The 13,457-nt window shown below is 56.3% G+C and carries 10 protein-coding genes; 1 reads left to right on the top strand and 9 read right to left on the bottom strand.

All coding sequences use genetic code 11. The annotated features are described in order from the left end of the window. Positions 1-88: 88 nt before the first annotated feature. From FCL40_RS16755 to glmU, 8 genes are all read right to left on the bottom strand, one after another. A complete protein-coding gene (locus tag FCL40_RS16755; RefSeq protein ID WP_136854449.1) occupies positions 89-1,426 on the bottom strand; it encodes a Tn7-like element transposition protein TnsE in 1,338 nt (445 codons plus the stop codon). A 46-nt stretch (positions 1,427-1,472) separates the two neighbouring features. Continuing rightward, a complete protein-coding gene (locus FCL40_RS16750; RefSeq protein ID WP_136854448.1) occupies positions 1,473-2,975 on the bottom strand; it encodes a TnsD family Tn7-like transposition protein in 1,503 nt (500 codons plus the stop codon). After that, positions 2,976-4,631 carry an AAA family ATPase gene (locus FCL40_RS16745; protein WP_136854447.1) on the bottom strand — a complete coding sequence of 552 codons (1,656 nt, stop codon included), beginning with the start codon at positions 4,629-4,631 and terminating at the stop codon, positions 2,976-2,978. Then, a complete protein-coding gene (locus FCL40_RS16740) occupies positions 4,631-6,712 on the bottom strand; it encodes a Mu transposase C-terminal domain-containing protein (RefSeq protein WP_136854446.1) in 2,082 nt (693 codons plus the stop codon). Before FCL40_RS16740 ends, FCL40_RS16745 begins: the two co-directional genes overlap by 1 nt. Next, positions 6,696-7,520, bottom strand: coding sequence for a TnsA endonuclease N-terminal domain-containing protein (locus FCL40_RS16735; RefSeq protein WP_136854445.1), 825 nt, complete (start codon positions 7,518-7,520; stop codon positions 6,696-6,698). Before FCL40_RS16735 ends, FCL40_RS16740 begins: the two co-directional genes overlap by 17 nt. Positions 7,521-7,663: 143 nt before the next feature. Further along, the gene (gene glmS / locus FCL40_RS16730) at positions 7,664-9,496 is read right to left on the bottom strand and encodes a glutamine--fructose-6-phosphate transaminase (isomerizing) (RefSeq protein WP_136854444.1); all 1,833 of its coding nucleotides are present in this window, start codon (positions 9,494-9,496) and stop codon (positions 7,664-7,666) included. 13 nt (positions 9,497-9,509) lie between these two features. After that, entirely contained in the window at positions 9,510-10,283 is a 774-nt protein-coding gene (locus FCL40_RS16725) for a DeoR/GlpR family DNA-binding transcription regulator (RefSeq protein WP_136854443.1), read from the bottom strand. A gap of 116 nt (positions 10,284-10,399) precedes the next feature. Next, positions 10,400-11,761 (bottom strand): bifunctional UDP-N-acetylglucosamine diphosphorylase/glucosamine-1-phosphate N-acetyltransferase GlmU, encoded by a 1,362-nt coding sequence (gene glmU / locus FCL40_RS16720; RefSeq protein ID WP_136854442.1) that lies wholly within the window; start codon positions 11,759-11,761, stop codon positions 10,400-10,402. 285 nt (positions 11,762-12,046) lie between these two features. On the opposite strand from glmU, the gene FCL40_RS16715 reads away from it, so the two are divergent. Then, a complete protein-coding gene (locus tag FCL40_RS16715; protein WP_136854441.1) occupies positions 12,047-12,934 on the top strand; it encodes a DMT family transporter in 888 nt (295 codons plus the stop codon). Positions 12,935-13,022: 88 nt separating this feature from the next. Here FCL40_RS16715 and FCL40_RS16710 read toward each other — a convergent pair whose 3' ends face one another. After that, complete coding sequence (locus FCL40_RS16710) at positions 13,023-13,451, bottom strand: F0F1 ATP synthase subunit epsilon (protein WP_136854440.1); 429 nt, start codon at positions 13,449-13,451, stop codon at positions 13,023-13,025. Positions 13,452-13,457 lie beyond the last annotated feature (6 nt).

The following is a 13,457-nucleotide window of genomic DNA, read 5'->3' as shown; positions in this document are numbered from 1 at the left end:
ACATTGTGAGCTATTACAGCAATCACAGACCCCACCAATACAACGGTGGACTGACTCCGAATGAATCAGAACGACAGTTCTGGTTTGCTCATAAAACCGTGGCCAGTTTTACTTGACCACTACATCCCTGATAGTTGAGCTCTATCACTGCAAGGTGACGGTGGCTCCCGTCAGTTGAAAGCAGATGCTTTTTGCAACGGGGCAACTCCGGCAGCTTCCGAAGATCGCGCCGAACGACAGTTATCCCATGATGAACTTCAAGCAAGTTCACCATATCGAGAAATGCCTTAAAACGCCCCAGGTATAGATGCGCGTCATCGGTTTGGTCATCAAAGCTATTCCAGTCAGCTCCGGGCAAGTTACCCGTTGTGGACGAATCTTCCACACTGACATCCCTTGAAGCCTCCGTAGGTTCTTCGGAGTTCATCTTGGCCCCAGATCCAACTCGTTCCTTACCTGCTGAACGATGAACTACAAAGGCCTTGTTGAAGCTGGTAGTAGTCTTGTCTGTATCCAGGCGTTGTCTTGAATCTGACAATGCAGCCTCAAAACCGTCTTGTACGTCTATCTGATTTACTCCCTCTGCTTTCAATGCCCCTGACTGCCCATTACTTCTGACTTTCTGTTCGTAGTCGGGGTGATACATACCAATATCTGTTGGTATCGAAGCAGGAACCTTCCTCAGACCGACTACTTCAAAGACAAAGTATGAGCGACTTTCCTTGTCTAAATGACCTCTCACGTCAAATCGTGCACCCTGCAGAGGTGGGGGCGCAAAGGAGAAGTCCCAAAGTCGATAACCTCCGCTCTCCACGCCCTCCATAAGTTCATGTTGAGCAATGCTCTCAAATGAGCGGCGAGCATCGGCATCCAGCAGGATCCAACTGAGCACCCGTCTATTATCAGGATCCTCGAAATGGGTTACTCCATAGCCAGAGTGCTTATGCACATTGATTTGCGCAGTCTCATGCTCTTCCAGCACTTCAAACTCAGAATCCAGGAGACCATGCATCATCGCACTTCGAGATAAATATCCATCCCGAAAGAACAACACTCTCGCCAACTCAAACTGGGGAAGAAAAACCTTTATGTCATCCTCGGTCGAGAACACAAAACAGTTCTGACCAGGGTCTAGGCGCAGTTTTCGATGTGCAGGGTAAGCCCCCGCCTTGTCAGCACGCCAACCAGACGCATTTCCGACGGTGAAACGCTTTGGATACCCAGCAATTCCATTCATCTCAGTCGGGTTTAAAACGCGGCGAAGAGCCAGTAGTGGTGCATTGGATACCGTAAGAGAGCGCCTTTCCTGCCTTGGCCAAAAATTGATATTGACCGACCAACCCCTTCGCTCCAGCCCTCGGAAAAGCTTACCAATGGAATTAATCCGGACGTTGTCTCCTAAACCATCTAATCGGAACCCCTGCATGTACAACTCTCTAATCGTCTTCCTTTACACTGTGTATCTACTTCTTCTACACGGTGATCACTTTATCCAAAAACAACTTAGCCAAAGGTGTCAGCCTCTCCTCACTCAGCCCAGACATCCTAAGAACCTGCCAACGCTTGAGCTCTTCTCCGAAGTGTTCACCAACCAAAGTTCTGGTCAGTCTTCTTATTTGATATTCAAAGATTTTTTCACTGTATCGCACAAGAAACTGGCGGCACAAGGGGAGCAGTTCAAGGTGCTTCTCGATTTTGACTCTTCCCTGCAATTGATTCAGGTACCAATTCTTAGATCTTCTTGGGCCAGATAAATCGGCTTCATGCCGGTCGCGTACATCACGCAGAACTCGGAGCGTCTGCATGTCTCGTTGATGCCAATCAATCCCGGCACCAGAGCGGCTGAACGGGCGTCTATGGGCTTGGTTTTGGGCCAGTAGCCAATCTCTGTCATGGCGATAGAGCCATGCATAGATTTTCCCATTCCTTTTCCTGGCTTCTTTCGCGCCATACTTGCTGACGGCTTTGCGCCATTGATACCGGTATGGCTCCGGTTGCTCAGTTTCAACTCGCACAACCGGTGTAACCGAGGTGGCCAGCTCTGGCTGATAACATACAGCTGAACGCATGGTTTCTGCCAAATCCCAATCTGGCTTCTGAAGGGCATGCAACACTGCCATGTGCTCCAAATAGCTGAATGACTTTCGGTGTTTCCGAAATATGGCCCTCAGCCAGCAAGACTCTGTATCGCTTGGCTCCAAGGAGTAGCGACTTAGCCATTCATCACCCCAAAACTCCAATACCTTTTCGGAAATCAGCTCATGACGCACCTGACGGCCTCTAGTGAGTCCGTTGGTAATGGCCAGGTGGCGATACCAATTGCTCCAATGATGGTGGTATAGGGCAGGGCATTGGCCAATATTCAAAAGGTCATGGATAGTTGAAGCCATCAGATTGGATTGCCAAGTTCCAGGTGACTGCTCAACCGGCAGGCAGTTATCTCCATCAGCAGCCTGAAACAGGTGACGATGTTCAGAGTGTCGCGGCACGCTTGATGAGATCAACCGCCCGTGCTCAGGACATGATTCGACACCAGCAACCTGCCAAACTCGTTGCCAATAGCGTTCTCCGAGAAACTCCAGCTGGTTCGTCATACAGCCAGGGCAATACCGGAAATATTCGGGTTGTTTAACTCGTGATGTAACGATGCCCGCCTTGAGGTGCACTGAGCTCTTTCGGTCACCAATTAGTTGGCTACTAAGTTCCGCCCTCCGCGTTTCGTCTAGGAAAGGGGCATAAATTGGGAAAAGGGTGTGTCGGTAGAGTAGGGTGGCTGACTGAATACCTGTCGCCTCTGGATAGAGAGCGGCAATGGTTCCGAGGTGATTAGGCAGGTCAACCGTGGCAATTATCCTGGTGTCTCCGAATACTTCTAGAAGAAGCTCCTTCGGAGACACTATGCCGCTATGAACCCCATGCCTCGCAACAGTGCTGTAAAGCAGCTCATCGCCATAGGGCATGGGGAATCCAAGCATCTACCCAACCTTTTTCAACCAACTAGGTACATCGAACAGTTCGGCCCCATACGTCAGTTCCTCGTAGAGCTTTCCCTTCTGCGCTTGGGAGAATTTGAACCTCAAGTCCTCGGATGGCAAAGTGCCCCATTCAGCGACCTTAACCGTTTCCGGCTTGGTTTTCTTGGGTTTTGCCGGTTTGTGGTACCAATCCAGGATGATACTGCTCAGCTCTGGTATGGAGAGTTTGGGATAGTCTTTGAGGGCATTCTCGATCAAGGGTTGCAGCAGCTTGGACTCACACCCCAGGGCTTGCAGCATGGTATGGAGCCTGCTCGCTGTTTCATTTCCTGAGAAAGGCTGATCAGGCTCCTGTTTGGCCTGACGCTCGTCAATCGCCTTTCTTAGCTGGAGAATACGCTTATCTATGCCCGGCAGCTGCAAGTCAGAGTATTTGGTAATTAACTCCGGATCTCCTCTTCGAAGCGCATCCAGCATGGGATGCACCGGCTTCAACTCCTGCTCATACACCGTGCGCAGCAATTTAACCGTGATCCTCTCCAGCCCCGTTGAGATGGCTCTCATCTGCGCAAGTACGAACAGCTTTACGACGATATCCAATACCCCTTGGGAAAGATCGAACCAGCAGTCACGAACTGCATCACTGAGCACCTCCTCCCTGTTGGTCAACCATTGATACTGCCAGAGCTTATCGGTAAAAGCCTGCCACTCGGTTCTCCTTGGCATACCCGTCCTTGGGTCCACTCTTGTCGGGCCATGCTGCATCGGCTCCCAGAAAAGGGAACCGAATCCTGCACTGCGCCTTCCGGCCTGCAACTCCAACTCAAAGATGGGTCTGGCCTTCGGGGTGCCCACCAGCACCACCGGAACGCCGATCACGTTGACCAGCGCAACGAAGAACTCCAGCATCGCTTCTTTGCTTACGGAACGCTTCAGGGTGAGCCGCTGAATCTCATCGATAACCAGAACCCCAATGGCTCGTTGAGTCGCTACCTGCCCCATCAGGGAAAGGAGCACTTCAGGGCTATGGCGCTTGCGAGCGTAAGTTTTTTCATACTCTGTATGCAGGGTTCGATCGACCTCCCGGAAGAAGTTCAGACATAGACTCTTCAGTGAGCCATCTGAAGGACACTCGATCCGCAGATAGGGCAGTTGAATGAAGTTGTACTTGGGGTGATAAATCACCTGAGGATAGGTGGCCAGTATTCGGTTTACGGTCGAACTTTTTCCGCTTCCGGAGCAGCCGATCAGGGACAAGCTCTTGGCGGTGGAGTTCGACTGTGAAAACCGGTAATCGGACGTCGCTCCAGACATGATCCTCTTGTACCCTTCCTGCATCTTCCGATTCAGCGAACCGTCAGCGATGTTGCGGCCTACGTAGCCGGCCCGAATCAATATGGATATCTTCTCCTCCAGCTGCCTGTGTATGGACAGCGGTTGAAAGAAATCATCCAGCAACGAGCTGATCTGGTGAGCACGAAGGTGACCCTTGTCGAAGCAGTCCTGATGGTTAAAGTCCACCTTGCCGGTCAGACTAGCCTTCATGGCTTTCAAATCCATGACCGGAGGGAGTGCCTCGATCAGAGGATTGCCACGGTAGCGTTCCAGCCCAGGGTCCCTGTAGATGGCATCGATGAAATTTTCTGGCAATGGCATCAATCGTCCTCCGTGAACAATTCATCAATGTAGTCTGGGTAATCCAAGTCCGGTTCTTGGTCACTGAGGTGTATGACCTCACCGAGGGGCTTGCTATCACTTACGTCCGGCCTGACAGCCTTCTGGGCCCGCTCTTTGGCTTTCTCCTGTCGTTTGTTGTCGTTGATGGCCCTGACCCTCTCCGCATCGGATCTTCCCGATGTATCGGGAGCAGCCTTCTCAGCCTGGACTATCTTGTCTATGACAAACTCCTCATGGATTCGCCTCTGGGATCTGGAGTGCTCCTTGGCTTTGGCTGTTGTTCTCTTCTGCTCATCTCGAACCTGCCAGACATCCCAGAATGAAGCTCCTCGGAACTCCCTGGAACGATCTGCCAGGCTACATACCCAGTGTTTGTTGCTCCCCTTTTCCGGGAACAGGTATATGCGGTCGGCGACCAAGGGATCATAGGCCGCATCCAGGCTTGCAGGGCGCTTCACCTCCCTGCCTCTGTGCATCCAGCCAAGTTGCAGCAGTTCGGCCGATGTGTAGTAGAGGCCGAACAGACATGCCCCCTGTTCGGACAAGGTGGCTTTCTTCCTGGGAAGCAGGGCAACACGAAGTGCGTCGTCTTCGGCCTGGTGCAATCTGCCTGTCCTGTGCTGAAGCCCCCAATTCCATAGCTGGATGGGAATACTGGGCAGGTCCGTAGGCATGTCAGAGTCCCGGTCGTACTTATCCATGACGTCGGATAGATTGTGAAAGAGAACTGACGAGAGGATGATCTCGGCAAAATCTCTTACCGTCAGCTTTGCATCCAAGCGATAATCACTACCACCTCGCTTCTTCACTTTCGTTTCGGTGACGTAGCCGGGTACAAATGGACCAAAAGATGTCTGGACCGTTTTGAAGTAGCGCTCGACAATGCCCTTGGCATCACCGCGATAGGGGGGGGTATTCTCGATTCTGACGGAGAAACTACTCTCCAGATTTTCTATCTGATGACCAAGCAACTCTCCTCTATCCGCCAATATGGCATCCGGGAGACCGATACTCGGCCAGCTATCCACATCGACATCGAATCCGAGCTGCCGACAATAGGACGTCTTATCTGTCGCAGCCATAAACAGGGCTTGCATCGCGGCCGCGTAGGAGGGGTTTTCGAAGCCGATATAGAAACCTGCGACCATGCGGCTGAACACGTCGATCACCATGTATACCACCGGTCGTCCAACGATGTTGCCTCTGTCACTATCGGACACCACATAGATATCGGCTATGGTTGCATCTATTTCGTAACGACTTCCAGGCCCCAGTACCTGTGTGTTTGCGGTACTGTGCAAGGGTCTGATGTCCTTGTTGTACCGGATAGTCGATACACGCTTCTGGATTCTCTCGGACTGGGGGTACTCTCGCTTGTAGAAGTGCATCATCTGCCAATTGCTGGGCAATTCTTCCTCAGCTGCATCCGGAAAGTAGTTCTTGTACATGGTCTCGAAACGACGATGGGCATAGGGAAAAGAGTGCTCTTCGTCCTTAAGCAGATAGCGCTCGATGACTATACGAAACAGGCGCTCGGTGAACTCGTCGATCTTGGCCCCAGTCCCCGGCCGGAACTTTCTTGGACGCCCCAGTTTCTTGTCCTTGGCAATGCGCCTTTTACCCTTTCCTCCCGAGTTCTTGTAGTCTGGCAAAAGGGCATTTGGCATCTGCCCTCGCTGCCAGTAGCGCCTGGCCAAGCGATATAGTGTCTGTTTGGTCGAGCCCGACTCACTGAGAATAAGCTTTATGGCTCCACCTCTGCTTCTGGGCTCAAAATAATCCGGCAGGTCGATGAGTGGCTTTATCAGTGCGTGATTCATATCCCGCTTGATTCGAGCCGTCGTGCCCTGCTCAGGGGACTCATAGGCCAGGTCCTTGAAAGGATCCTCTATTCGACTCAGGCGCTCTTGCTCAATTGCTTCTTCCAGATCAGAAACAGAGGCGATTTCCGGAAAGGCGGAAGCAGAATCGATGTCTATCCAGACAAGTTGATCACCAAGCAGCAGCAGTACCCTGTAGCGACTCTCATTGAATTTAACCACTTCATTGATTCGAAACACGATATGCCTCCTGGATAAGGCCAATATTTCCTACCTCAATGTCCTTCAACTTGAGTTTGGTGCTTGGAATGAAGATGTCGAAGGTGAAGTAGCGCTTGGCCAGCAATCCCCTGACCTCATATAACGACTCCCCCAAAGGAAGGTCATAGGCAGCATCCAGAGCCTTGCAAGCGGCTATGAGTGTCTTGTTAGGGTTTTGAGCAAAATGGTGGGCATAGAACTCCATCTGTTGCAGCGTCAGATCGAAGCTATCCTCCCTCTGAGCCGGATAAAGCCAGTTGATGTTCTTAGCGACCACAGCTGGCAGGTCTCTCTCAGTTATGAGATACCATGGCACCGACTTCTCACGCCAATAGCGTCGCTCCAGTTCCAGTTTTTCAATGGTTCTCTCATCTGAAAGGTCTTGCCGATACTTCGCCTGTATCGCGAACTTCGGCTCATTCTCGTCACTGGAGTCCACCAGAAAGTCCGACGACATATACTGGTCAACGCCAGCCACATTGACATGCTTGATGCCAGCCTCTGTCGCCAGGCGGCGGGTCAGATCCCGCTGCAACGGAAACTGCTCCCGAATCTGGGTAACTTCGCTGTGCCATTCCAGCATCAGAAAGACGGAAAGTTCGAGATCCGAGAACAGATGATGGGTCCGCCCGGACTTGTGGCCGAACACCCGGTGGACACGCCCCAGCGAGGGGAAATCCCTGACCGTCAGCCAGGGCTTGTAGTCAGCATGTTGGCCCTGACCTCGCCCATCCCTGATCCATTTTTCAAATTGGGCTTCAGTCTGCCCCTTTCTCTTCGATGCCATCAAAAAACCGCCAGCCTTTGCTCATAGAACGAGCATAGGACTGGCGGTTTCGGTATGCAACTTTATTACTCAGTATGAGAGTTTATTACTCAGTATTAAACTTTATTACTCTCCCACAGCTGATCGCCCCCACTCTGCGGGTTCTACTCCACGGTCACCGACTTGGCCAGGTTGCGGGGCTGATCCACATCGGTTCCCTTGATCAGTGCCACGTAGTAGGAGAGCAGCTGCAGGGGCAGGGTGTAGATCACCGGGGCGATAAACTCGTCGCAGTGGGGCACCGGCAGCACCTTCATGGTGTCGTCAGACTCGAACTGGGCCTCCTTGTCGGCGAAGACGTACATCAGGCCACCACGGGCGCGCACCTCCTCGACGTTGGACTTGAGCTTCTCCAGCAGTTCGTTGTTGGGCGCCACCACGATCACCGGCATGTCGGCGTCGATCAGCGCCAGGGGACCGTGCTTCAGCTCGCCGGAGGCGTAGGCTTCCGCGTGGATGTAGGAGATCTCCTTCAGCTTCAGGGCCCCCTCCATGGCGATGGGATACTGGTCACCGCGGCCGAGGAACAGGGCATGGTGCTTATCGGCGAAATCTTCCGCCAGGGCCTCGATCTCCTCGTTCAGGCTCAAGGCCTGCTCCACCTTGGTGGGCAGAGACTGCAGGCTCTGCACCAGGTTGCCCAGCTCGGTCTCATCCATGCCGTTGTGGCGGCCGATGGCGCCGGTGAGCATCAGCAGCGCCGCCAGCTGCACGGTGAACGCCTTGGTGGAGGCCACGCCGATCTCGGCGCCGGCCTTCATCATGTACGCCATGTCGGACTCACGCACCAGGGAGGAGCCGGGCACATTACAGATGGTCAGGCTGGACTCGTAGCCCATCTCCTTGGCCAGACGCAGGGCCGCCAGGGTGTCGGCGGTTTCACCGGACTGGGAGATGGTCACCAGCAGGCTGTTGGGGAATACGTGGGATTTGCGGTAACGGAACTCGGAGGCGATCTCCACGTTACAGGAGACCCCGGCGTGCTGCTCGAGCCAGTAACGGGCCACCATGCCGGCGTGGTAGCTGGTACCACAGGCGATGATCTGCACGTGCTTCACATTGGCCAGCAGTTCATCGGCCCCTTCGCCGAAGGCATCGGGGGCGACGATGCCAATCTGGAGACGGTTCTCCAGGGTGCGCTGCAGGGCCAGAGGCTGCTCGTAGATCTCTTTCATCATGTAGTGACGGTAAGGCCCCTTGTCGCTGGCCTCGTGCGACACCTCAGACTCCTTCACCTCACGCTCCACCGGGTTACCCTCGGCGTCGAAGATGGTCACTTCACGACGGGTCACCTCGGCAACGTCACCCTCCTCCAGGAAGGCGAAGCGACGGGTCACCGGCAGCAGGGCCAGTTGGTCGGAGGCGATGAAATGCTCACCCACTCCATAGCCGATCACCAGGGGACTGCCGGAGCGGGCCACCACCACCCGGAAGGGGTCACGACGATCGGTGATCACCGTGCCGTAGGCCCCCTCCAACTGCTTAACGGTGGCCTGTACCGCCGCCAGCAGGGAGTCGTGGAACTCGAGCTCATGGTGAACCAGGTGACCGATCACCTCGGTGTCGGTGTCGGACTCAAACTGATAACCCAGCCCCTTCAGACGCTCACGCAGGGGGCCGTGGTTTTCGATGATGCCGTTGTGCACCACGGCGATGTCGCCGCTGGACTGGTGGGGGTGGGCGTTGCGCTCGTTGGGCTCACCATGAGTGGCCCAGCGGGTGTGGGCGATGCCGGTGCCGCCGCTCAGGGGCTGTTCAGCCAGGGCACTGGCCAGTTCCTGCACCTTGCCCACCCGGCGTATCCGCGACAGTTCACTCTGTTCGTTGATGATGGCGATACCGGCGGAGTCGTACCCCCGGTACTCCAGGCGCTTGAGACCCTCGACCAGGATCTCCGCCACATCACGTTGGGCGACCGCCCCTACAATGCCACACATAATCGTTTCTCCATTAACTTTGGCTGGAAGCCCGGATTACTCGGACCCCATGAATCTCTATCTGAGCCGTCGCCTCACCGGACAGCCCATCATCGGTAATCAGTACGCCGATCTTCTCCCAGGGCAGTTCCAGGTTGGGGATCTTACGTCCCACCTTGTTGGATTCCACCATCACCACCACCTCACGGGCGACCTCCGCCATCACCTTGGAGAGGCCGATCAGCTCATTGAAGGTGGTCGTTCCACGTGAAACATCGATGCCATCGGCGCCGATGAACAGCTGGTCGAAATCGTAGGAGCGCAACACCTGTTCCGCCACCTGTCCCTGGAAGGACTCGGAGTGGGGATCCCAGGTGCCGCCTGTCATCAGCAGGGTGGGCTCATTCTCCAACTCGCGGATGGCGTTGGCGCCGTTGAGGGAGTTGGTCATCACCACCAGGCCACGCTTGCTTCCCAACTGCGGGATCATGGCGGCGGTGGTGCGGCCGGAATCGATGATGATGCGCTGATGATCCCCGATTAGGGCCGCGGCCGCCCGGCCAATGGCCCGCTTTCGTTTAGAAACCTTATGGGCGGGATCGTCACTGACGATCTCCTGGGGCACGGGTACCGCACCTCCGTACCGCCTCAGCAGCAGACCGCTGGCCTCCAGGGTCGCCAAGTCCTTGCGGATGGTCACTTCAGAGGTCTGAAACTCCCGCGCCAGGTTCTCCACACTGACCTCCCCCAGCTCATTGAGCAGGGTGATGATGGTGTGGCGCCGCTGTTGGGTATTACGTTTCGACATGACGGCCTTAAGTTTCGCAACGAAAGCTTCGAAGTATAAATTAGGTTACGGATTGTGCACAATAGAGCCCATTAAAAAAGCGGCCCGGGTGGCCGCTTTTTTAACCTGATGAGCGCCTACTTGGGCTTCTTCACCGGCCTCTGCCAGTTGCCGATGTGACGCTGCTTGATGCGGGTCAGCACCAGCTCGCCCTCGCCCACATCCTTGGTGACGGTGGAGCCGGCGGCTACGGTCGCACCCTTGCCCACGGTCACCGGAGCCACCAACTGAGTGTCGGAACCGATGAAGGCGTTGTCCTCGATCACCGTCAGGTGCTTGTTGGCGCCGTCATAGTTGCAGGTGATGGTGCCAGCGCCAATGTTCACCTTCTCCCCGACTTTAGCGTCGCCGATGTAGGCCAGGTGGTTGGCCTTGGAGCCCCGCCCCAGGCTCGCCTTCTTCATCTCGACAAAGTTGCCGATGTGGCTGTCGTGCACCAGTTCGGCACCGGGGCGCAGTCGGGCGAAGGGGCCGGCGGTGCAGATCTCACCGATGGTCGCCTCCTCAACCAGGGTGTAGGGCTTCAGCACCGCTCCATCACCGATGCGGCAATCCTTCAGCACACAACCGGCACCAATGGTGACCTTGCTGCCGATCTCCACCCTGCCTTCGATCACCACGTTGACATCGATGAATACGTCCTGCCCCAAGGTCAACTGGCCGCGCACATCGAAACGCGCGGGATCGGCCAGGGTGGCACCGGCGAGCATCGCCTCCTCGGCGGCCCGGGCCTGGAAGGCACGCTCCAGGGTCGCCAGCTGCACCCTGTTGTTGGCCCCCTCGACCTCGATGGCGGTCTCGGGCTGGGCGGTCTCCACGCCTCCCTCGGCGGCCGCCATAGCGATGACGTCGGTCAGGTAGTACTCCCCCTGGGCATTGTCGTTGGAGAGGCTGGACAACCAGCGCTTCAAGGCGCCACCGGGTGCCACCAGGATACCGGTGTTGACCTCATCGATGGCCAGCTGCGCCGCGGAGGCGTCCTTATGCTCGACGATGGCAGTCACCTTGCCGTTGTTACGGACGATGCGGCCATAACCACTGGGATCGTCCAGGTTGACGGTGAGCAGGCCGATGCCGTTGTGCGGCTGTACCGCCAGCAGTCGCTCCAGGGTCTCGGTGCGGATCAGCGGCACATCACCGTAGAGCACCAGCACCCTGCTGTCATCACTCCAGTCGCCGGAAGCCTGGTCCACCGCATGGCCGGTGCCCAGCTGGTCCGCCTGCAGCACCCAGTTCACCTCGTTGTGGGACAACGCCGATTGCAGCTGTTCACCACCGTGGCCATACACCAGGTGGGTGGCTACCGGTGACAGGGCCGCCGCGGCATCGATGACATGCTGAACCATGGGCTTGCCTGCGATGCCGTGCAGCACCTTGGGCAGAGAGGAGCGCATGCGGGTTCCCTTGCCCGCCGCAAGGATGACGATTTCCAGAGTCATGGTGTTCCGTTCAAGATTGGTCGTTAAGGCGCCAAAGTATACCCACTCATCACGGGAAAATCAGCTCCACCGGCGGGAGGCCGGATAGGAGGGACGGCCGGCAACGGACGGCCACAGAAAAGCGGTGATTCAGCCACCTCAGCCACAGGCAGCGCCAACAGGGCACTTATCGTGCTGTTTCAGCCATTTCTGCAACACCGAATCGAGGCGATCCACCAAAAGATGCTATAACAACGAAGGAGTCATCGCGGCTCCGCCGTTTCCTTGTCACCACCGGATTTCCCAATGCCGCAACACCCCGTCGTCCGGGCCCACCTGGGCCTGCTGCTCTACGCGGTGCTGATCAGCACCTCATTTCCCATCGCTGCCTTTATGGGGCCGGGATTCTCCCCCCTGTGGACCACCTGGGGCCGCTTCGCCATCGCCTCCCTGGGTTTCATCCTGCTGCTGGCCCGCTATCGTCAGCTGAACTGGCCCGGCTGGCGGGCGGTGGGGCGTTTCGCCCTGATCAGCCTGCCGATGACCGGCTTCTTCCTGCTGATGTTTTTCGCCGGCGAAACCGCCTCCGCCCTGGCCATGGGCAGCCTCACTACCCTGGTCCCCCTGCTCAGTTGCCTGATGGGATGGCTGGTGACCAGGCAGGCGCCCCACCCGGTTCGAGTGCTGGCCCTGGGACTGGGGGTGGCCGCCGCCCTGTGGGTGTTGACCGAAGGGGAGCTGGCGGTGCTGACCCAGGGCGGCTGGCCGATAGGCAACAGCCTCTATGTCATCGGTTGCCTGCTGATGGGAGGTTATCCGCTGCTGCTCAAAACCCTGCACCGGGGTGAACCCATGCTGACGGTCACCGGCTGGTCACTGATCACCGGCACCGTCTGGCTGACCCTGGCGCTGCTGCTGATGCAGCCCCAATGGGTGTGGCCGACCCTGATCCAGGGTGGGGCGATCCTGTGGTTGGCCACGGCCACCACCATGCTCACCTTCTTCCTGTTCCAGTCCGCCAGCCTGGTGGTGGGCGGCAGCTCCGCCAACGCCTATGCCCTTCTGAGTCCGGCCCTGGTGCTGCTGATCAACGTCCTTCAGGGCAAGCCTTGGCCCAGCCCCTGGGTGCTTCCGGCGGTGCTGCTGATCATCATCAGCCTGTTGATGCTGCTGCAACTGGACCGTCGCCATTGAGGAATGGAGGTGTCGTCGAGGCAGGCTTACCGAAAATAGATATAAAAAGGGCGCCCAATGGGCGCCCTTTTTCATAGCGAGGCCGGACCTATTTGCCCAGGCTCTTGCGGATGGTCTCAACAACTCGGAGTTGTGCCATCGCTTTCGCCAGCTCGATAACCGCGGCCTCGTAATCGAGGTCAGCAGAGGCTTTCGCCATATGCTCTTCGGCGGAACGCTTGGCTGCTTCCGCAGCTTCGACGTCAATATCTTCAGCACGAATGGCCACATCAGCCAGCACGCTGACATTATCGGGTTGAACCTCGAGAATGCCACCTGACAGGTAGATTACCTCTTCACTGTCGTCTTGCTTTCTGATGCGAACCATACCGGGCTTAATGGCGGTGAGCAATGGAGTGTGGCCATGCATGATCCCCAGCTCGCCCTCAACACCTGTGACTTGCAGGTACTGAACGCGGCCAGAGAAAATGCTTTCTTCCGCACTGACTACATCCAAATGAAGTGTCATAGCTGCCATCTCATC

This window comes from Ferrimonas sediminicola (genome assembly GCF_005116715.1).
GTDB classification, from domain to species: Bacteria; Pseudomonadota; Gammaproteobacteria; order Enterobacterales; family Shewanellaceae; genus Ferrimonas; species Ferrimonas sediminicola.
Note: the sequence above shows the minus strand (reverse complement) of the source record. Positions and strands in the feature narration are given on the sequence as shown.